General features: G+C 57.3%; 20 protein-coding genes and 1 pseudogene. 7 read left to right on the top strand and 14 right to left on the bottom strand.

Going from position 1 to position 20,952, the window contains the following annotated elements; translation table 11 throughout:
- Window positions 1–36: 36 nt before the first annotated feature.
- Window positions 37–972, bottom strand: a complete 936-nt coding sequence (locus KUF73_RS09500) for a LysR family transcriptional regulator (protein WP_218437779.1) — start codon at window positions 970–972, stop codon at window positions 37–39.
- 99 nt (window positions 973–1,071) lie between these two features.
- On the opposite strand from KUF73_RS09500, the gene KUF73_RS09495 reads away from it, so the two are divergent.
- The 6 genes and pseudogenes from KUF73_RS09495 (at window position 1,072) to KUF73_RS09470 (ending at window position 7,049) form a co-directional block, all read left to right on the top strand.
- The gene (locus KUF73_RS09495) at window positions 1,072–2,055 is read left to right on the top strand and encodes an aldo/keto reductase (protein ID WP_218437778.1); all 984 of its coding nucleotides are present in this window, start codon (window positions 1,072–1,074) and stop codon (window positions 2,053–2,055) included.
- Window positions 2,056–2,120: 65 nt separating this feature from the next.
- Window positions 2,121–3,392: a Bcr/CflA family multidrug efflux MFS transporter gene (locus KUF73_RS09490; RefSeq protein ID WP_218437777.1), complete on the top strand. Its 1,272-nt coding sequence runs from the start codon at window positions 2,121–2,123 to the stop codon at window positions 3,390–3,392.
- Window positions 3,389–4,132: an SDR family oxidoreductase gene (locus tag KUF73_RS09485; protein ID WP_218437776.1), complete on the top strand. Its 744-nt coding sequence runs from the start codon at window positions 3,389–3,391 to the stop codon at window positions 4,130–4,132. Before KUF73_RS09490 ends, KUF73_RS09485 begins: the two co-directional genes overlap by 4 nt.
- Window positions 4,133–4,181: 49 nt before the next feature.
- On the top strand, window positions 4,182–5,018 hold the full coding sequence (locus tag KUF73_RS09480; RefSeq protein WP_218437775.1) for an SDR family oxidoreductase: 837 nt from the start codon (window positions 4,182–4,184) through the stop codon (window positions 5,016–5,018).
- A gap of 146 nt (window positions 5,019–5,164) precedes the next feature.
- Window positions 5,165–6,214, top strand: a pseudogene (locus KUF73_RS09475) (NAD(P)-dependent alcohol dehydrogenase).
- A gap of 58 nt (window positions 6,215–6,272) precedes the next feature.
- The gene (locus tag KUF73_RS09470) at window positions 6,273–7,049 is read left to right on the top strand and encodes a carboxymuconolactone decarboxylase family protein (protein ID WP_218437774.1); all 777 of its coding nucleotides are present in this window, start codon (window positions 6,273–6,275) and stop codon (window positions 7,047–7,049) included.
- 73 nt (window positions 7,050–7,122) lie between these two features.
- Here KUF73_RS09470 and KUF73_RS09465 read toward each other — a convergent pair whose 3' ends face one another.
- The 12 genes from KUF73_RS09465 to KUF73_RS09410 all read right to left on the bottom strand — a co-directional run bounded on the left by KUF73_RS09465 (window position 7,123) and on the right by KUF73_RS09410 (window position 19,099).
- On the bottom strand, window positions 7,123–7,452 hold the full coding sequence (locus KUF73_RS09465) for a TolC family protein (RefSeq protein ID WP_371135438.1): 330 nt from the start codon (window positions 7,450–7,452) through the stop codon (window positions 7,123–7,125).
- Window positions 7,453–7,683: 231 nt separating this feature from the next.
- Window positions 7,684–8,301 carry a TetR/AcrR family transcriptional regulator gene (locus KUF73_RS09460; protein WP_218437772.1) on the bottom strand — a complete coding sequence of 206 codons (618 nt, stop codon included), beginning with the start codon at window positions 8,299–8,301 and terminating at the stop codon, window positions 7,684–7,686.
- An 85-nt stretch (window positions 8,302–8,386) separates the two neighbouring features.
- Window positions 8,387–9,883 (bottom strand): aldehyde dehydrogenase, encoded by a 1,497-nt coding sequence (locus KUF73_RS09455; RefSeq protein WP_218437771.1) that lies wholly within the window; start codon window positions 9,881–9,883, stop codon window positions 8,387–8,389.
- Between the two features lie 11 nt (window positions 9,884–9,894).
- Complete coding sequence (locus tag KUF73_RS09450) at window positions 9,895–11,520, bottom strand: ABC transporter ATP-binding protein (RefSeq protein ID WP_218437770.1); 1,626 nt, start codon at window positions 11,518–11,520, stop codon at window positions 9,895–9,897.
- Between the two features lie 45 nt (window positions 11,521–11,565).
- Window positions 11,566–12,378 carry an ABC transporter permease gene (locus KUF73_RS09445; protein WP_218437769.1) on the bottom strand — a complete coding sequence of 271 codons (813 nt, stop codon included), beginning with the start codon at window positions 12,376–12,378 and terminating at the stop codon, window positions 11,566–11,568.
- Between the two features lie 11 nt (window positions 12,379–12,389).
- Complete coding sequence (locus KUF73_RS09440) at window positions 12,390–13,346, bottom strand: ABC transporter permease (protein ID WP_218437768.1); 957 nt, start codon at window positions 13,344–13,346, stop codon at window positions 12,390–12,392.
- A gap of 94 nt (window positions 13,347–13,440) precedes the next feature.
- Window positions 13,441–14,220 (bottom strand): alpha/beta fold hydrolase, encoded by a 780-nt coding sequence (locus tag KUF73_RS09435; protein WP_218437767.1) that lies wholly within the window; start codon window positions 14,218–14,220, stop codon window positions 13,441–13,443.
- Between the two features lie 12 nt (window positions 14,221–14,232).
- Window positions 14,233–14,445, bottom strand: coding sequence for a tautomerase family protein (locus KUF73_RS09430; RefSeq protein WP_218437766.1), 213 nt, complete (start codon window positions 14,443–14,445; stop codon window positions 14,233–14,235).
- On the bottom strand, window positions 14,445–15,488 hold the full coding sequence (locus KUF73_RS09425; RefSeq protein ID WP_218437765.1) for an LLM class flavin-dependent oxidoreductase: 1,044 nt from the start codon (window positions 15,486–15,488) through the stop codon (window positions 14,445–14,447). The genes KUF73_RS09430 and KUF73_RS09425 overlap by 1 nt, the downstream gene beginning before the upstream one ends.
- 37 nt (window positions 15,489–15,525) lie before the next feature.
- On the bottom strand, window positions 15,526–16,521 hold the full coding sequence (locus tag KUF73_RS09420; RefSeq protein ID WP_218437764.1) for a flavin reductase family protein: 996 nt from the start codon (window positions 16,519–16,521) through the stop codon (window positions 15,526–15,528).
- A gap of 23 nt (window positions 16,522–16,544) precedes the next feature.
- Window positions 16,545–18,125, bottom strand: coding sequence for an ABC transporter substrate-binding protein (locus tag KUF73_RS09415; protein ID WP_218437763.1), 1,581 nt, complete (start codon window positions 18,123–18,125; stop codon window positions 16,545–16,547).
- 371 nt (window positions 18,126–18,496) lie between these two features.
- Complete coding sequence (locus tag KUF73_RS09410; RefSeq protein ID WP_218437762.1) at window positions 18,497–19,099, bottom strand: proline/glycine betaine ABC transporter permease; 603 nt, start codon at window positions 19,097–19,099, stop codon at window positions 18,497–18,499.
- On the opposite strand from KUF73_RS09410, the gene KUF73_RS09405 reads away from it, so the two are divergent.
- On the top strand, window positions 19,098–19,436 hold the full coding sequence (locus KUF73_RS09405; protein WP_218437761.1) for a hypothetical protein: 339 nt from the start codon (window positions 19,098–19,100) through the stop codon (window positions 19,434–19,436). The two genes, KUF73_RS09410 and KUF73_RS09405, sit on opposite strands and share 2 nt — an antisense overlap.
- A gap of 108 nt (window positions 19,437–19,544) precedes the next feature.
- On the opposite strand, the gene KUF73_RS09400 is transcribed toward KUF73_RS09405, so the two are convergent.
- Window positions 19,545–20,870 (bottom strand): OprD family outer membrane porin, encoded by a 1,326-nt coding sequence (locus KUF73_RS09400; protein ID WP_218437760.1) that lies wholly within the window; start codon window positions 20,868–20,870, stop codon window positions 19,545–19,547.
- Window positions 20,871–20,952: the final 82 nt, after the last annotated feature.

The raw sequence follows: 20,952 nt of genomic DNA, 5'->3' as shown, positions 1-20,952 counted from the left end.
GCTCCTGCAAATATGCACAAGAACAGCGATTTCCAACTAGTGACTGCCAGTGTCCATGCTCGAAACCAGCGTCTCAGTTCGACTCGACCACTCCCGTACTGCCAGGGCGAATAATCTAAGAGCAATCGGAGGATGGCGATTGGCTGGATAGTACAGGCAAAGCCCTGAATAATTGGGGGTCCACTGAGGCAACAAATCGATCAGTCGGCCATCGCTCAGATGATCAGCAATCTGCGCGATGGGCACCCATGCCACACCGATACCAGCGAGGGCCGCATCAATCATCAGGTTTACATTATCCATGGTCACCTGCCCTTCCACATCAAGGCTGGCGCTTTGCTCGTCATGCTTGAAATCCCAGCGGAACAGCCCACCACTGGTAAAGCGAAAACGGATGCACCGATGAGCTTTCAAGTCCTGCGGCACCTCAGGCGCAGGATAGCGCTCAAGGTACGCGGGTGAGGCAACGGCAGCGAAGCGCAGGTCCGGCCCGAATCGGATGGCGATCATGTCAAGAGGCACGTCATCAAACAGCCGAATACCGGCGTCGAAACCATCGCCCACAATGTCCTGCAGCTTGCTGTCGACCACGAACTCGATATGGATTTGCGGATAACGAATCACGAAGTCGGGAACAACATGGCGAATCAGCGGCCGAATCGATGACTCCGAAGCGCTGATGCGGATTGAACCCGAAGGTGTGATTCGGGCGGAGGTAACCTCGTTGACAACGTTGGCCAGGTCATTCATCAACGGCCGTACGCCGTTGAGCAATTGTTCCCCCGCCTCGGTCAATGAAACCGAGCGCGTCGTGCGGTTGAACAGACGCATCTCCAACCGCGCCTCCAAATTGCGCATCGAATGACTGAGCGCGGAAGAAGACACGCCCAACACTCGAGCCGCACCACTGAAACTGCGTTGTTCAGCGATGGCAATGAACGCCGTTAGGCCAGGTAGATCTGCGCGCATCATTGATGAATTTTCCTCAGTAACCTATGCAGCCAAAGCTATATTGTTGAGTTCTCAACAGCAATATAAGGTATTGGAACACTATCAGCGGAGGCGAAAAAAATGCAAACGCGTGTTCTTGGCAACAGCGGACTTGAAGTATCGAGCATCGGCATGGGCTGCATGGGCATCAGCTACGGCTACGGCCCGGCAATGGACAAAGCAGCGGCTATCCAGCTGATCCGTAACGCGTTCGAGCAAGGTGTGACGTTTTTCGATTCCGCTGAAGCGTATGGCCCCTTTACCAACGAGTCGTTGCTGGGAGAGGCGTTGGCGCCCTTTCGCCAGCAAACTGTGATCGCTACTAAGTTCGGTTTCAAGAATGGTGATGTGGCACAAGGCCTCAATAGCCGTCCGGAAAACATTCGTACTGTGACGGAGGCAGCTCTCAAGCGATTGAAGTCCGACCACATCGATTTGCTGTACCAGCATCGCGTCGACCCCAATGTGCCGATCGAGGACGTCGCCGGTACCGTCAAACAGCTGATCACTGAAGGCAAAGTCAAACACTTCGGTTTGTCCGAAGCTGGCGTGCAGACAATTCGTCGTGCCCACGCGATACAACCCGTCACGGTGCTGCAAAGCGAGTACTCGCTGTGGTGGCGTGAGCCAGAGAAAGAAGTACTGCCGGTGCTTGAAGAGCTCGGTATTGGCTTCGTGCCTTTTAGCCCGCTGGGCAAGGGTTTTCTTACGGGGGCCATCGATGCCGAGACAACATTCGCTTCGGACGACTTCCGCAATATTGTGCCGCGTTTCAGCGAAGAGAATCGCAGCGCCAATGCACAACTCGTTGAAGTACTCGGCCACATTGCGGGCGATAAAGACGCGACCCGGGCTCAAATCGCCATCGCCTGGCTGCTGGCGCGCAAGCCATGGATCGTGCCGATTCCGGGCACGACCAAATTGCACCGACTGGAGGAAAACCTCGGTGCGGCGTCTATCGAGTTGACCTCAAAGGACCTCGCCACCATCGAATCCGTTCTTCAGCAAATCCAGATTGTCGGTGACCGTTACCCGGCGCATTTGCAGCAACGGGTCGACCGCTGATTCCCCGCACTACCCGGCCGCTCTCCTCGCAGGACGGGCGGCCCTTTTCCGAGAATTCAGCCCCTATGGCACCCTCCGACTCCACGGCGCACAGCGCCGCTGCCTCTGACCGCCAATCACTATGGACATTGGCGATCCTCAGCGCATTAATGGCCTTCGCGTCGATCTCAACGGATCTGTATCTGCCTGCTTTACCCGCCATGGCTGATGCCTTGCACGCTGATTCAGGTCAGGTCGAGTTGACCATTTCCGGCTACCTGATCGGCTTCAGCCTGGGCCAATTGCTGTGGGGCCCCATTGGTGATCGCTTTGGCCGTCGCTTGCCCATCGCTATCGGCCTGGTGCTGTTCATCATCGGTTCCGCCGGTTGTGCCATGTCGAATTCCGCCGGAGTGATGATCGCCTGGCGCGCCGTACAGGCCGTGGGCGCCTGCGCCAGCGTGGTGTTGGCCAGGGCCATGGTGCGTGACCTGTATGCCGGCCATCGTGCGGCACAAATGCTTTCGACCCTGATGACGGTCATGGCCATCGCGCCGTTGCTGGGGCCAAGCGTGGGCGGCCTGATTTTGCAGATTGCCTCGTGGCGCGCAATCTTCTGGACGCTTGTGCTGCTCGGCCTGAGTACGCTGGCGCTACTGCACATCCTTCCGGAAACCCTCCCGGCACAGCGGCGTAACCCCGAACCCCTGCACCGGGCGCTGCGTCGTTACGGCCTGCTGCTGCGTCAGCGACGAGTGTTGGGTTACATCGGTGCCGGCGGCTTTTTCTATGGCGGGATGTACGCCTACATCGCGGGTACACCCTTCGCCTACATCAGCTATCACCACGTCTCACCGCAGCAGTACGGCGTGCTGTTTGCGGTCGGAATCGCCGGGATCATGCTGACCAATCAGCTTAACTCCCGTTGGGTCGCACGACTGGGCAGCGATCACCTGATGCGCCTGGGCACGGGTGCGGCCGCCGTGTCGGCGCTGTTGCTGGCGCTGGATGCCTGGCTCGATTGGGGTGGCATTGTCGGCCTGGTGATACCGCTGTTTCTGTTTGTCTCGGCAACCGGGTTCATCGTCGCCAACTCCATCGTCGGCGCGCTGGGGGAGTTCCCCGAGTTTGCCGGTGCGATGTCGGCGCTCGTCGGTTCCTTGCAATACGGCACAGGCATCCTGGGGTCCGGCATGGTGGCTGCCTTTGCCGATGGCACGCCTCGTCCCATGGCTGGTGTCATTGCGGTATTTGGGATTTGCAGCTTGCTCTGCGCGCGATGGTTGGTGCCGGCGCAGAACCTCACTCAAACACTTCGCCATCCGGATGACGGTGTCATCCCACAGGAGAAAACATGAACGAAAACATTCAAGGCAAAGTCATTGTCATTACCGGTGCCAGTAGCGGACTGGGCGAAGCGTCGGCACGCCGACTCTGCGCCGAGGGTGCAAAAGTGGTGCTCGGCGCCCGCAGGCTGGAGCGCATACAGGCGCTTGCCGATGAATTAAATGCCAGCGGCGCCGAAGCGCTTGCGGTGCGGACCGACGTTACCCGCAGCAATCATGTCAAGGCGCTGGTCGATGCCGCAGTGAATGCTCATGGTCGTATCGACGTGATGATCAACAACGCCGGCCTGATGCCCCACTCGCCCCTGGAACGACTCAAGGTCGAGGACTGGGACCGGATGATCGACGTCAACATCAAGGGTGTGCTCTACGGAATCGCCGCGGCGTTGCCGCATATGCAACGGCAAAAGTCCGGGCAGTTCGTCAACGTCTCGTCCGTGGCCGGACACAAGGTTCGCCCGGGCAGCGCCGTGTATGCGGCCACCAAGCATGCGGTGTTAGCCCTTTCTGAAGGCCTGCGCCAAGAGGTCAAGCCTTACAACATTCGCACCACGGTGATCTCGCCCGGCGCTGTCGCCACCGAACTGCCTGACAGCATCACCGAAACTGATATCGCCGATAACGTGCGCAAGATGTACGAAATCGCCCTGCCGGCAGACGCCTTCGCCCGTGCAGTGGCCTTCGCCATTAGCCAGCCGGAAGACATGGACATCAACGAAATCCTGTTCCGGCCGACGCGTCAGGAAGTCTGATCCGACCGCATCGGGATCAAGTAATCGAAGACTCACGAGGAATGAACTCATGAAAGATCTTTCAAACGTCATTGTCGTTATCGGCGCCGGTTCAATCGGCCAGGCCATCGCTCGCCGGGTCAGTGCCGGCAAACACGTGGTGCTGGCAGACCTGAAACAGGAGAACGCCGACGCCGCGGCAAAGGTTCTGTTTGATGCCGGGTTCGAAGTCACCACCGCTGTCGTGGATGTCGCTTCCCGGGAGTCGGTGCAGGCGCTGGTGCGGACGGCGACGGCAATTGGAGAAGTCAGCGGCGTCATCCACGCCGCCGGCGTTTCTCCCTCCCAGGCATCGCCGGCCACGATTTTGCGGGTGGATTTGTATGGCACGGCGGTGGTACTCGAAGAATTCGGCAACGTCATCGCCAAAGGTGGTTCCGCGATCGTTATCGCTTCGCAATCCGGCCACCGCTTGCCTGCGTTGAGCGCCGAACAGAACAAGGCGCTGGCAACGACGCCAGTGGAAGAACTGCTCGCGCTGCCGATGCTGCAGCCCGCTCAAGTCACCGATCCCTTGAACGCATACCAGATTTCCAAGCGCGCCAACTCGTTGCGGGTCATGGCCGAAGCCGTGCGTTGGGGCAAACGCGGTGCGCGGGTCAATACGATCAGCCCGGGCATCATCTTCACGCCCTTGGCAAGGGACGAGTTGAACGGCCCACGCGGTGATGGCTACCGTCGCATGATCGACACCTGCGCAGCTGGACGCGGCGGCACCCCGGATGAAGTGGGTGCCGTCGGGGCCCTGCTCATGGGCCCTGAAGGCACATTCATCACCGGCAGCGACTTCCTGATGGATGGCGGCGTGACGGCGGCGTACTGGTACGGCGACCTGTCACCCAAATAACTCAGGCGAGTCATTGTTGAGCGGTACTCATGACTGCATCCTGTTTGCTGCTCTTAATCGCTACGACCAGCTTTCCTACTATGTCGAGATCAGTGGAGTGAAGCCCGCCTCCTCCACTTCCGGGATTTTGTGACCGAGGAATGTTAATGAAGACCGTTGGATACGCTGCACTATCGCCTCAAGCCCCTATGGCCCCGTTCGTTTTCGACCGGCGGAGCCTGCGTCCGGACGACGTCGCCATGGAAGTCCTTTTCTGTGGCGTGTGTCACTCCGACTTGCACACCGTCCGCAACGACTGGGGCTGGACGGTTTATCCGGCATTGCCCGGACACGAAGTCGTCGGTCGCGTCACGGCGGTCGGTGCTGAAGTTACCCGTTACAAGGTTGGCGAAACCGTTGCTGTTGGCTGCATGGTCGACAGCTGTATGCAGTGCGATTAGTGTCGCAAGGGCGAGGAGCAACTGTGCCGCGAAGGCAATACCAATACCTATAACGGTCAGGATCGGATTACGAAGGAGAACACCTACGGCGGTTATTCCAAGCACCTTGTCGTTCGCGAAGAATTCGTCCTGCGCGTACCGCCGACACTGGAACTGGCAAAAGTGGCGCCGCTGTTGTGCGCCGGCATCACCACCTACTCGCCGCTGCGTACCTGGAATGTTGTGCCGGGTAGCCGCGTTGCCGTGATCGGACTTGGCGGATTGGGACACATGGCGGTCAAGTTGGCCCACGGCATGGGCGCTAAAGTCACCGTGCTGAGTCGCTCTGCCGACAAGAAAGAAGATGCCCTGGCGCTCGGTGCCGACCATTTCCTCTTGTCCACCGACAAGGAGGCGATGAATAACGCCCAATCGAGCTTTGACTTGATCATCGACACCATCCCGGTCAAGCACAGCGTCGACCCTTACGTATCACTGCTGGATATCGACAGCACCTTGGTGCTGGTTGGCCAGGTCGGCCCGATGGCTGAACATAACTCCGTGCCCATGCTCTTGGGGCGCCGGCGTATCGCAGGATCACCGATCGGAGGGATTGCTCAGACACAGGAAATGCTCGATTTTTGCGCCGAGAAAAACATCCTGCCCGACTGCGAGATGATCCGCATGGACGAGATCAACCACGCTTTCGAGCGCATGGAAAAGGCTGACGTGCGTTATCGCTTTGTCATTGATATGGCATCGCTGACCACAGCGTGAATCCCGTGGTCGCCCGTGCAACGTGTGAGGGCGGCTACGTATTGCAGGAGTCGAACCCATGAAATTGATCGCCACCGTATTCGCCAGTCTGTTCTTCTCAGCCATGGTGGGCGCAGAAGAAAGCAAACCCCGGCCAGATCCCAAGCCATCGCCCGACGTGCTAGAAGTCACGCCACAGCTTTATGCCTACACCACCGAGTTACTGTTCGGCGAAGTGTGGAAACGACCGGATCTTATCCCCCGTGACCGCAGTCTGATCACCCTGGCGGCCCTGGTCGCCAGCGGACAAATCGACCAGATGACCGGGCACATCAAGCTGGCGCTCGACAACGGCGTGAAGCCGTCTGAAATCACTGGCCTGATTACCCATCTGGCCTTTTACAGCGGCTGGCCCAATTCGATGTCGGCCGTAGGTGTCACCAAACAGATATTCGCTGAACGAGGACTGGATCCCGGGCAGATAACGCCGCTGCCCGGAGAGTTACTCACGCTGGACGAAGCGAGCGAGGTCAAGCGCCGGGCAGCGGTAGAGGCTGCCGTCGGCACTACCGCCCCGGACCTGGCGCGCTACACCAATGACGTGCTGTTCGCAGACCTGTGGCGACGTACCGACCTGGCGCCGCGAGATCGCAGCCTGATTACCGTGGCGGCCCTGATCAGTCAAAACCAGTCGGCGCAATTGCCCTTCCACCTCAACCGGGCCATGGACAACGGCCTGACTCGCGAACAGGCGGCAGAGGTCGTCACCCATCTCGCCTTCTACGTCGGCTGGCCGAAAGCGATGTCGGCGGTGCCGGTACTCAAGGACGTGTTCGCTTCGCGTAGCAAGCTATAACGCCTGCTGCAAAAAGCCGCCTGGCGATGGAAATCACATGGCGGCCATTTGCTGCAAACCGTGAATGTATGCCCTAAGGCACCTGTACAGTCCCTTGATTGGCCGTGGCCACTTGATTCAAGCGGTCCACCGACCAGCCTCCACCCAATGCTCTGACCAGTTGCACCGCCGCCCTGCGCCGGCGAATAGAAAGGTCTAGTGCGGTACGTTGTGCCTGCAAGGAGGCGGTCTGAGCAGTCACAACTTCCAGATAGCTCACCGCACCATCACGGTAGCGACTGGTTGCCATATCAAGCGCGCGTCCAGACGCCTCGACCGACATCAGGTCCGCGGCGGCCGAATCAGCATAGTGGCTCAGCAGCGACAGTTGGTCTTCAACTTCCCGAAAGGAATCGAGCACCACACTCCGGTAGTTTTGCCCGGCCGGCACGCCGAGGCCCCGGGAGGATTTGGTGAGCGTTCTTCAAGCCTGAGAATTCGGCTTTAGCCCTGCGCGGGCCCCTGACATTGCCGACACTGAATACACACTCGGCAATGATTTACGCAGGTTTGGAGGGAAACAATCGAAGCAGACGGACAACAACTGCGCTGAATCTCGGGATCTTCCGAGCAAGAGCACTTCAGCGCAGCGTCATTAGCGTTTCGCCAGGTAAAGCGATACCAGATCCATGCACGCTGCTATGCCGTTTTCGATGGACTTCATGTTCTTGCTGCGTTGCCAGTCCAGCCACAAACCATCGAGCATCGCCATCAACGCATCCGCTGCTCGCTCTACCGACTCAGGCGCACTTTCGTGTTCCTGGGCGATTTTGTTGAGAATTTCCAACAGGCGCTCACGGTAGATGGTGTAAAGCTTGCGTTCGGTTTCGGCGATGTCTTCGTGAAACAGGGAGGCTGACCAAAAATCGATACGGACCGAGAGGTAGCTGCGATCGAGGAATTGCCCGGTGAAGCCGCTGCGCAAGAAAATCTCCAGCTGGCTCATGGTCGAGCCGGGCTTGGCGACGAGGCCGGCCTGGGTCGCCTCGTACAGTTTGCGCGAGGCGTATTTATAGGCTTCGACCAACAGCTCGTTCATGTTCTTGAAGTGATAGGAGATATGCCCCAGGGACATTTCAGCCCGCGCCGCAATTTTCCTGGCGGACAGTTTTGCATAGCCCTCTTCGCTCAAGCACAGGAAGGCGCACTTGATAATTTCTTCCCGGCGCTGCTCTGGACTTTCATAAACCTTTTTCGCTGTTTGCCGCGCCATCGCTTAGTCCCAAATACAATCTGAAAAACAGGGGCGGCATTGTCCTCCGCCCCCTGTGATGCGTCAAACGCGAGCCTGTCGGGCGTTACAGCTTGATCCACGTCGACTTCAGTTCGGTGTATTTATCGAACGAATGCAGGGATCGATCGCGACCGTTGCCTGACTGTTTGAACCCGCCAAAGGGGGCCGTCATGTCCCCAGCGGAGTACTGATTCACCCACACTGAACCTGCGCGTATCGATTTGGCGACGCGGTGGGCTTTGGAGAGATCGCGCGTCCATACCGCGGCGGCCAGACCATAGGGTGTGTCGTTGGCAATGGCAACGGCTTCTTCTGCCGTATCGAAGGCGATGACCGACAACACCGGGCCGAATATCTCCGCCTGTGCAATGGTCATTGCATTGTCAACGCCGTCGAACAACGCCGGTTTCAGGTAACAGCCGTCGACACCGGCGATACCGGTCTCTCCGCCCTGCACCAACCGCGCTCCCTCACGGATACCCGTGTCGATGAATCCCCTGACCTGAGCCAAGTGTTGTTGATCAACCAGTGCGCCCAACTGAGTGGCTGGATCAAGCGGATGGGAAGGCGCCCATGGTTCCAGCGCGGCCTGCAAATGTTCCATGAATTCTGCCTTGGCACTGCGTTCGATCAGCAAACGGGAACCGGCGACGCACACCTGCCCTTGGTTGTAGGCAATCGCGGAGGCGGCGCTGACGGCGGCAGCCTTGAGATCAGGCGCGTCGGCGAACACAATATTCGGGCTTTTGCCTCCCGCCTCAGTCCAGACGCGCTTCAGATTGGAACGTCCCGAGGCGATCATCAGCGCCTTGGCAATGGCGGTCGAACCGGTGAAGGCGATGGCATCCACATCCATGTGCAGTGACAGCGCGCTGCCCGCTTCATGGCCGTAGCCCGGCAAGACATTGAACACACCGTCCGGGATCCCGGCTTCCGACGCCAGTTGCGCGACACGGATCGCCGTCATTGGCGAGCGCTCCGAGGGTTTGAGGATGACCGAGTTGCCGGTCGCTAGCGCTGGCCCGAGTTTCCAGCTCGCCATCAACAGAGGGAAATTCCACGGCACCACCACCGCCACCACGCCCACCGCCTCACGGGTGATCAAGCCCAGTTGGTCTTGCGGGGTCGGCGCTATCTCGCCGTATACCTTGTCGATAGCCTCCGCGCTCCAGCGAATCGCGTTGGCGGCACCCGGTATGTCCACGTTGATGGCATTGGAAATCGGCTTGCCCATGTCCAGGGTTTCGAGCAGCGCCAACTCCGCGCTGTGCTTCTCGATGAGCTCCGCGAAAGCGATCAAAATCCTCTTGCGTTGGCCCGGTGCCATGCGCGACCAAGTACCGGCCTCGAACACCCTGCGCGCACAAGCAACGGCCGTATCCACGTCCGGTGTCGTGCAGCGGGCAATCGACGCAATCACTCGACCGTCCACCGGGCTGATCTTGTCAAACACCTGCTCTTCCACAGCCTGACGATATTGACCATCGATAAAACACTGGCCATTGACCGTCGCCGAAGCCGCCAATGTGCTCCACTCCGAAAAACTCTTCTGCAGCGTCATGTTCCGCTCCTTTATGCCTGAGATTGTTTCGAGCCACAGCGAACCAGCTCATCCAGCCAGTCCGGATTCATTTGCGGCATGCTGTTAACGAGTTGCGTGACGTATTGATCGCAGGGAGGGGCGAACACGTTGTTGCGCTCTCCGTAATCGACGATATGGCCGGCCTTCAACACCAGCACGTCGTCGGCAATCGACTGCACGACGGTCAGGTCATGGGTGATGAACAGGTAGGACAAACCGAACGTGTTTTTCAGATCATCGATTAAACGCAGAATCCCTTCGGCCACCAGTTGATCGAGGGCGCTGGTGATCTCGTCGCAAATGATCACGGCAGGATCGGCCGCCAGTGCCCTGGCAATGCCGACCCGTTGCTTTTGTCCGCCAGACAGTTCTTCCGGTCGCCTTGAAAAAAACTTGCCCGGCTCAAGACCCACGGCATCAAGAATTTCGTGGGTTCTCGCTTGCAGTTGCGGTCCGTTCAAGTCGCTGTAGAACTTCAGGGGCCGGCCAATGATGTCGCCGATGCAATGGCGAGGATTGAGCGCGGTATCCGCCATCTGGTAAATCATTTGAACGGCCTTCAGTTGCTCCCGGCTGCGTTTTTTATAGGAGCTGGCAAGCTCGACGTCGTTGTAGGTGATTGCCCCGCTATTGATCGGCAACAGCCCGCTGATACAGCGGCCCAAGGTGGACTTGCCAGACCCGGACTCTCCTACCACTGCCAACGTACGTCCGCGGTACAAATCCAGCGAGATGCCTTCGATGACATTCTTTTTTCCATACCCGGCCTTGATGTTTTTAACTGACAGGACCGGCTTCACGCTGCGGCTTACCGGTGGCTGGGGCGTACACGCCAGGTTACGTACAGCCCACAGCGATTGGGTGTAGCTCTCGATCGGGTTTTCGATCAGTTGGCGTTTATCCCCGGATTCGACGACGCTGCCGTCCTTGAGCACCACGACCTGGTCAGCCATCTGGGCCACCACCGCGAGGTCGTGGGAAATGTAGATGGCAGCCACCTGGAACTCGCGCACCAACTCGCGAATGGTCATCAGCACATCGATCTGAGTGGTGACATCCAGGGCCGTCGTCGGCTCGTCGAAGATAATCAGATCAGGTCGGCAGGACATGGCCATCGCCGTCATGATTCGCTGCAACTGCCCACCGGAAACCTGATGCGGATAACGCAAACCGATGGTTTCCGGCTCAGGCAGGGAGATTTTTCGATATAGCTCCACCGCTTCGCGCTGGGCGTTGTGGCGGCTGGCCACGCCGTGTTCGATGGCGCTCTCGCAATGTTGATCGATCAACTTGTGCGCGGGGTTGAAACTCGCCGCCGCGGACTGGGCGACATAAGCAATTCTGGCCCCCAACAGTTCCTGGTGCTGCGCCGGCGACAGCGTGCGCATGTCGATGCCATCGAACAGGATTTCGCCACCGGAGATCCGGCAACCTTCACGGGTATAGGCCATCGCGGCAAGCCCGATCGATGATTTGCCGGCCCCGGACTCGCCCACCAGGCCGAGGATCTTGCCCGGCTGCAACTCAAGATCAATGCCATGAACGATCTCGCTCCAGCCATTTGCCGACAGGGCTTCGATGCGAAGACCGGTGATTTTCAGGAGTGGCTCAGCCATGCTCGTATTCCCCACGCATTCTTATGTTTTTGATGGTTATTGGAGTCAGCGTCGTTGGGCCAGGAACCAGTCAACGACAAAGTTGACGGCAATCGCCAGGAAGCCGATCGCAGCGGCAGGAATCAAAGGGGTGAGGTCACCGAATGAGATCAATGATGCGTTTTCGCGCACCATGCTTCCCCAGTCGGCCATGGGTGGTTGCAGCCCCAATCCGAGGAAGGACAGCGATGATATCGTCAGGAACACAAAACAGAACCGTAGCCCGAACTCGGCAATGAGCGGTGCCTTGACGTTGGGTAGAAGCTCGACCATGACCAGCCAGACCAGGCCTTCGCCGCGCACTCTCGCCGCTTCCATGTAGTCGGTGACCACCACATTCATCGCCACCGACTTCGCCAAGCGGTAGATCCGTGTGGCATCGACCAGCGCGATGACAAACACAAGATTGAGCAGACTGGTGCCGAAGATCGTCAGCAGTAGCAAGGCCCCGATCAGCTGCGGCACAGACATGAGCATGTCGACGATGCGTGAAATTACGGCTTCGAACCAGCCGCCGACGGTGGCCGCCACCAGCCCCAGCACGCCACCGATCACGAACGCCAAAAACGTGGACAGCAACGCAATGCCGATGGTGTTGCGGGCACCGAAGATCAATCGGGAAAACATGTCACGCCCCAGGTTGTCGGTGCCCAGCCAAGTCTGCGCGCTCCACGGGTCGTATTCACCACCGACGATCTGTGTCTCGCTGTAGGGCGTTATATAGGGACCGAATACCGCCATGAAGGCGTACAGCGCAATAAGAATTATCCCGAGCCGGGCCGTCCAGGACATTTGCTTGAATACAGTCAGAATGTTCATGCACATACCCTTTACTTGCGATGCAGTAAACGTGGATTGGTGGCAATCGAGATAATGTCAGCCAGCAAGTTGATGCTGATGTACACCACCGCGAAGATGCAGCAGCACGCTTGAACCACCATGAAGTCGCGCTTGACGACCGAGTCCACCATCAGTTGCCCCAATCCGGGATAGACGAACACCACTTCAACCACCACGACACCCGTGATGAGATAAGCCAGGTTGACCGCTACAACGTTGACAATGGGTGCCCAGGCATTGGGCAAGGCATGCCGGATAACAATTTTGAATCGGGACAACCCCTTCAACTTGGCCATTTCGATATACGGCAACATCAGCAGATCAAGCACAGCAACCCGCGTCATACGCATCATGTGAGCGGTGATCACCATCGTCAGGGTCAGTACCGGTAGAAAGGCGGAGTACAGTCGATCGACGAAACTGGCTGATGCCGGGACGTCGGCAATGGAAGGAAATACCGAGTAAGTCACGGAAAACAGCAGGATCAGGATGTAGCCGATGAAGAATTCCGGCAGCGAGACAGCCGCGAGAGAAATCACATTGACGAAGCGATCGTAGAGCGAATCCTTATACAGCGCCGCAAAAAGCCCCAACGTGACGGCCAGCGGGACGGCAATCAATGCGGTGTAGGACGCCAGGAACAGCGTGTTGACCATTCGCTGGCCAATCATTTCAGCCACTGGCCGGCCATTGGACAACGAGGTGCCGAAGTCACCGTGCAAGCTGCCGTACAACCAATGCAGATAGCGCGTCAGAGGCGACTGATCCAGGCCCAATTCATGCCGAAGTGCAGATAAGGTTTCGGGTGTCGCCGACTGCCCCAGAATCTGCTGCGCCATATCCCCCGGCAGCATCTGTACGGCCGCAAAGATAATCGCGGACACGCAAAACAAGGTGACGACTCCGATGAACACTCGCCGCAAGATCACCTGATACAACATACCCATAACGTTTACCTGCTTATCTGAATAGATAACGATCTTGTTGTAGGCCGCTTGGCTCAGCTGCGAATCGCACGCCAGCCAAGCGGTTTCGGCAGGGTCAGGAACCGGTTTTTTCGAGGAACGTTTTTAGATGCGGTGAAACCAGGTCACTGGCCTCGATCAGAATCGCGTGCTTCAGACCCGGCATGATGACCAGATCGGAATCGGGCAATGCATCGGCGATTTTCTGGTTCAAACCCGGGTTGCAGCCGCCATCGAATTCCCCGGTCAACACCAGGCACGGGTGCTTGATTTCATGCAGCCAGGGCGACATTTCCGTCTCTGCGTAAATACGGAAAACGTTGAGGAACACCTCGCCATCGGTGTCGATCACCTGTTGCTTGCGCCACTCGATCACCTCAGGGTGCTCGGCGCAGAACGTTTCGGTAAACCAGCGCTGCGTCAAAGTCTCCAGCACCTGAGGGATGCCTTTGTTCTCCATCGCCTGAACCACTTTGAGTACGTTTTCCGAGTCCTGTGCCGACCTGAACGCGGCGGTGGACAACAGCCCGATGCTCAGCACCCGGTCAGGGTACTTGTGCGCATATGCCGGCCCGATCATGCCGCCGAGCGAATGCCCGATCACGTGCATCTTCTCGACACCCAGGCGCTCGCGAAGCGCCTCCAGATCCGCTACCAGTTCATCCAGCCCGAAAGGTTCGCTCGGCACCGGTGATTCGCCGTGACCGCGCAGGTCATAACGAATGCAGGTATAGCGATCCTTCAATGCCGCCGTAATCTTGTCCCAGCCGGTCTTGCGCGCGCCAATACCGTGAATCATCACCAGCGCAGGACCTTGTCCTTCTACCGCTACCGCACACTCAATGGCTTTGGTCATGATCGCTCTCCCCTACGCCGGCTTCTTCGCATTCTCGGCAATCACATCGGCGTAGGGTCTGCCCGCAGAGCCCCAGTCGATCGGATCAACTTCCTTGAGCAGAATGGTGACTGCCTGCGCAGTACCGCCACATACGTTCACGTAAGTGTCTGTGAGCGCTTTGATCAATTCGCGCTTTTTATCCGGCGTTCTTCCGGGAAACAACTCAACTGAAATGACAGGCATTATCCGACCCTCTTGTTAATGACTTTATTGACGTTGGAAAAGTAAGGAATGATCTCTTCACCAAAACGACTCACCATCTCGAGGGAGTCTTCCTGGGACTGGCCGAAGTTGGAGGTCATGATGACTTCATCAATGCCTGCCTCGGCGTACTTGCCCAACTGATCGAGCATTTGTTCCCTGGTGCAGATCAAAAGGTTTTTTGCGAGGTCTTCGATTGATTGCTGGCGAGGCAACGGCTCAATTCCACCTGCGCTGACAATGCCTGGCCCGGAATAAACGTTGTCAAAGCGCCTGTAGTAGTCATAGGCCAGCGCGATTTTTTCCTTGGCATCGGCCTCATCCCGAGCCAGATAGACGGCCCGTTGCAAGGAAAGACGGCTTTTCGGAGCACCCGGACCCGCTTCGGCCTTTCCACGACGGAACGCACTGACTTGATCCAGCAGCATTTGGTGATCACCGCTCAACGGTGTGGTTTGCACCGAATAGCCTTGCTTGGCACAGGCGAAGATCCCCTCTGGCACCATCGTCGCCACCATTAACGGAATATCGCGTTCTGGCCGGGGCATGATGGTCATCGGGTCAAACTTGTAATACTTGCCATCCCACGACACGTCTTTTTCAGTGAGAAGGGCTTTGAGTACCAAGAGGGATTCATCAAATCGTTCCCGGGTGGACTCCATGGGCACGCCCAAGCGTTCGATTTCATACTTGAACGCGCCGCGCCCTACGCCCAATACCAGACGGTGATCGGTCATGGCATCGGCTTGAACCACTTCACCGGCAAACACGCGCATATCGCGGATCGGCAACACCACAATCGAAGTCACCAACTCGACATGTTGGGTGACCGATGCAATTTTTACGGCCATCTGCAACGGTGACGGCACCAGCAATATATTGATCAAATGGTGTTCCGGAATGGACACACCGGTATATCCAGAGCGCTCGGCCTGAACGGCTTGTTCGACCATGCATTGATATAACTTCTTGCCTGAACCCAGGTGATCGGGCAGGTAAGAGCTCAGGAAATGATTGAATTCCATATTAAAGTTCCACTTTATGGGGATTAAATATGGCGGGTTAGTTGCCCCACTCCATCCAATTGACCGGCTTGCCTGCTATGCCGGCGATTCGTCCGCCATCGGCGGTATCACAATAAATTCCGAAGGCGTCCGCTTCGCGTTCTTTGAAAAAGCGGCTGACCATACTTATTGTGTATTCACCCGAAACAAGGTCCCAGGGCGCGTCTTTCTCATGAAAGACTTTTACTTCCCATCCCGTGTCCTGGCCTGACGGCAAATTGTCGCTGACCGAGTCGCCGCGATAGAACAACTTGGTGTAGCCGTCGCTCCCTTCTTCAAAAATGGAGTACACAAAGGAAACATCACCTTGTATGCCAGCCTCTTTGAATACTTGGGCGATGATGTCGCGCTGCCCTACACCATTACGCCAAAACAGCGCGGGGACCGACCAGTGTTCATCATTGGGCTCTTTGACCAGAATCAATCCATCGTCGTGGGAAATGAGACACCCCACTTTTACCGCAGATTTTAGATCGGTTTGTATGGCCTGATTACCGACGGCAAAATCTATGTAGCTGCCGCGGAAATACCCCAGTGGACTACCCGCCGTGCTGGCGTATTTGGTCACCTCGCCGATGATGATCAGATGGTCGCCCGCATCTACACACTGCTGACGTTTACAGCACATCACGCTGAGACTGTTAGCCAGACAGGGTGCAGCTGTTTCTTCCAGCAGTTGAGCGCCTTCGAACTTGTTTGCTACGCGGCCGGCGAAGGTATTCGACAGATCCCGCTGCCACTCGCCAAGGACATTGATCGCGAAATGCTCTGCGTCGCAGTACACGTCCAGGCTGTTCGAATTCTTGGCAATGCAGACCAAAACCAGCGCAGGGTCCAGGGAAACGGAAGTAAATGAATTGGCGGTAAACCCGCGAGGTGATCCCTCGCTGTCCCATGCGGTGACCACTGTCACGCCAGTCATAAAGCTTCCAAACACATCCCGCAGGCTTCGAGTTTCCTCGCTGCTGACGTCCCGCCATTCAAGGTTGTTCATGTTGAACCCTGCCATTTCAATGCTTAGGAAAGTGACCAGCGTTCGATGGCGCGCATACCGTCCAGCGCCATGTTTCCGGCTACCGGGCTTGAGGTCACGACGTTGGTGCTCATACCCATGATGTAGTTCATGAACATCGGCACGATGGTCGAACCTTCGTCGCGCAGTTGCTGCTGCATCTCCCAGTAAATTTGCGTGCGCCGTGTCTCATCGAGCTCAGAGCGGGCCATGAGCATCAACTTGTCGAAGCGCTCGTTGTTCCACTGCGTGTCGCCCCACGAGGCACCCGTTGCATAGATCTGGCTGAACACCCAGTCAGGGGTCGGGCGGCCAGTCCAGTAGCACATGCACATTGGCTTTTTGGACCAAACATTGATCCAGTAACCATCGTTGGATTCTCGGACGACCTTGAGGTTGATACCCGATTTGCGCGCACTTTCTTCAAACAGTACGGCTGCGTCGACGGCGCCGGCGAATGCCGCATCCGCGGCGCTGATGTTGATATCCACGCTATCGAGACCTGCCTGCTTCAAATAGAAGCGTGCCTTGTCGGGATCGTACTGACGCTGTGGCAATTCAGTATTGAAGTACTTCTGTTGCTTGCCGATGGGATGGTCGTTACCCACCGATCCATGGCCACGAAGCAAGGTCTTGACCCACTGATCGCGATCCACGGCGTGCTTGAGCGCAAGCCGGACGTTGTTGTCCTGGAAGGGGCTGACGGTGGCAATCATGGGCATGGTCGCGTGGTTCAAACCGGCGACTTCTTCAATACGGACTTTGTTGCTGCGCTGGAGCAGCGACAGGGTTTTGATCTCGACCCGATTGATCACGTTGACCTTGCCTGTCAGCAACGCATTCTGACGAGCAACCGGATCGGAGATCGCAATGAGTTCAGCCTCTTCCACATGCGCCCGGTCCGGCTTCCAATAAGACGGGTTGCGTACCACCAGCGCACGCACACCCGGGTTGTACTCCTTGAGTACGTAGCCGCCAGTGCCATTACCGGATCGCCAATCGACTTTTCCGTCCGCGCCACGGGGCAGAATGCTCAGGTGGTAGTCGCTCATCAGTGTCGGGAAGTCGGCATTTCCGCCTTTGAGGACGACTTTGACTGTTGTAGCGTCGACGGCCACGACTTCATCGATTTGCGAAACAATCGATTTGGAAAGGGACTTGGAGCCGTCCATACGGTGGTAATCGAGCGTGGCCACCACATCGTCGGCGGTGAATGGCTTGCCGTTGTGAAACTGCACACCGCTGCGCAACTTGAAAGTCCAGACCTTCGCATCCGGAGAGGCCTCCCAGGACTCTGCAAGCTCCGGTACAGGATTGCCGGACGCATCCACTTCAACCAGATTGCCTCGCAAGGATTGCGACAGCAGCATCATGAAGTCGTCTTCTGCCAGGCCCGGATCAAGGCTATCGGTGGTGGATGCGCCAGCCAGTCCGAAGACCAGACGCCCGCCTTTCTTCGGTTGAGCAAACACCGACCCAGGCAAGCCACTCAACACCATGCCAGCGAAAAGCAGGCCCGCAGTACCCTTGACGACCTCGCGACGCGACAAACCAAACGACATTTCTTCGGGAGCTTTATCTTTCATGCTTCACCCTCAAAACCGTACGATCGTACAACTGCATGTCAAAAAAATAGACAGGCAGGCTTGGCACCTAAAGATCCCTTATTCGCAGTACCCAATAAATCAGGATCATCTGTCAGGTGTGGTGTTTTATAGCACCACCTTTTTCACCCTGCAACAATAATCTGTACAGTCGTACAGTTGCAGGCCTAAGCATACGAATTCAACTGTCAGGGACGTAACCCGTGCGTTAGAGGGCCGGCGAACAAAACCAGGAAATTTATAATTCCATGGTGCCTTCGGAGGAAATAATGGACCTATCGAAAGCACGCGCACCTGCGTGCCACCGGGTCCAGTCTTACTTTGAATTTCAGCAGGCTTGCGGCACTACGCATTTACCCGCTGAGGCTTGAACATTTTTTTGAGCAGAGAAGTTTTACTTGTTCGATTGGCGGGCTAGCCAATTGCTGTGTGATCCGATCGAGAGTGATGGCCAGGAGTACGATTGCAAATCCCCCCACTGCAGCTCGACCGACATCAAGTCTCCCGATACCCTGAAGTACGACCAGACCCAAGCCTTCGGCACCAATCATTGCCACGACCACAGACATCACCATTGCCGTCAAGACGGTTTGGTTCAATCCGCCGAGTATGGTTGGAATTGCCTGAGGCAGCTGAATTTCCCAAAGCAACTGACGCTTGTTCGCACCAAGGCCAAGCCGGCTTCGACGATTTCTTGCTCTACCATACTCACCCCGAGGTAAGTAAAGCGGATTAGCAGCGGCGATGATCACAGCGACTTCACCGGAAACAGTACCCACACCAAAAAGCGTTACGACGGGAACCAGATAGACGAATGTTGGCGTGGTTTGCATGACATCCAGAATTGGCCGAACCACACTCCAGGTTCTTGGACTGCTCGCGCAAATTATCCCGGTCGGAATGCCGATGATCATACAAATCACAACCGCCGTAGTGATTAGGGAGAGTGTCGTCATGGCCTCATCCCATACGCCTAACGCGGCGATGAAGATCAGCGCCCCTGCACTGAATACAGCTATTCCCAGCTTGGCGAATCGGTACGCCAGTAAGAAGATCAGAATCACCATGATCGGGAATGGAGACGAACCGGCTGGTCATCAGCTCGCTTGCAACACTGCCGTTTCTTACTTTGAGCAGACCCGCCGGATCGAGCACGCCGAGTACCCTACCCTCGTCACACAGCACAAATCCCGCAGGATTGGAGGCGGCGCCATCAATGACAATGCGCCTGCTCCCGATATCGATCACTGTCTCAGCCATCTTCATGACAGCACGGGCATCGAAAAGCCGTGAGCGATCCACTTCACGTGTGAAACCGCACACAGCTTCAAAATCCACATCGCCTGATACGACGCCATCGCGGGCAAGCCATGCTCCTACAGGCCGTGAAGTCGAGCTCTGCTACATGAAGCTGTAGCTGTAATTGAAGATCAACCGAGTCTGGTCCTGATCGGCAATTCCCGTGTCACTGCCCCGGTAAATACCGTGACGCAATGTTGCCCCAAAACCCTTCAACACCCCCGATTGGATGACATAGTCGATGCGCATGTCGCGTTCCCATTCGGATTGATTGGCGGCGCCGGTCAGGCTCTTGATATCTCGTCCCTGAAGATAGGCAATGGAGGTCTTCAGGCCAGGCACACCCAAACCGGCGAAGTCGTAGCTGTACTGGCCGAAGGTGGTGTTTTCGCCGGCGCGGGCGAACTGGTTGATCATGCTGTCGGTGAACAGATAGAAGGCTGCACCCGCGGCGCCTTCATTGGGCAGGCTGCCCTGGTTGGCCCAGACGAAACCGCCGTCGTCGCTGACCTGTTGGTGGCCGAGCATCAGTGCGTTGCCGCCCAGGCTGTAGGTGAACATGGCGCTCCAGGTGGTGTTGTCGATTTCGCCTGGATGTTTGGCATAGCCGCCGTTGTTGTTAAACCGGTAACCCGGCTCTCCATTGGCGCCGACGCTGCTGCTTTTGAAGTAGCGCAGATCGGTCTTGAACGACTGTGCCTCGCCCAGCGGCAGCACATGGATCAAGCCGCCGAAATGCTGCTGGTAATAATCTTCAAGATTGGCGTAGTAGTACTGCAGTGTCAGGTTAGGCGTGACCTTCCAGTCGCCGCCGGCAAAACGGAACTGGTTGCTTTCTTCGGTCGCTCCGGCCACCGCCAGGCCGGTGTGGTTGCTCGATGCGCGGCCGGTGGCATGTTCGATTTGCCCCGCCACCACGGTGAGGTTGCTGATTTCCTTTGAGGTCAGGATGCCGCCCTCGAAGGTTTGCGGCAGCAAGCGGCTGTCGGTCGCCACCAGGATCGGCAGGTTCGGGCTCAGCCCGCCGCCATAGTGAAATTCTGTCTGCGAGAAGCGCATTTTCGCGTTCGCCGCCGCACGACTCCATTCGCTCACCGCCGAGCCATCGCTATCGCTGGGGATGAAGCTGTTGTTGTTCGGGTGATGACCCTTGCCGCCGTCCAGTGGCACGCCCAGCAGCGCTTGCGCATCCAGACCGAAGCCGACGGTGCCGCCGGTAAACCCGGACAAGTAGTCCAGCCGAAAGCCTTGGGCCGTTTCACGTTGATCGGCGCCACCGTCGCGGTTGTCGTTGTTGTAGTAAAACGTGCGCGAGCTGATCGAGGCTTTGCTGTCCTCGAGAAAAGCCCCATGGGCGGATTGCCACAGCGCCAGGCCGACGGCGACGCCGACCCATGGGATGCTTGTGGATCGCGTGGTTCTGGACATGTGTACCTCTATTATTTTTATGGGTGTTCAGGGTGTGCGGCTCAAATGGCAGGCGCGGCGATGCCTTCTTTGTGCTCGGCCA

It is taken from the genome of Pseudomonas sp. PD9R (genome assembly GCF_019200975.1).
Classification (GTDB): Bacteria; Pseudomonadota; Gammaproteobacteria; order Pseudomonadales; family Pseudomonadaceae; genus Aquipseudomonas.
The sequence above is the reverse complement of the archived record's forward strand: the minus strand, read 5'-3'. Positions and strand labels throughout refer to the sequence as shown.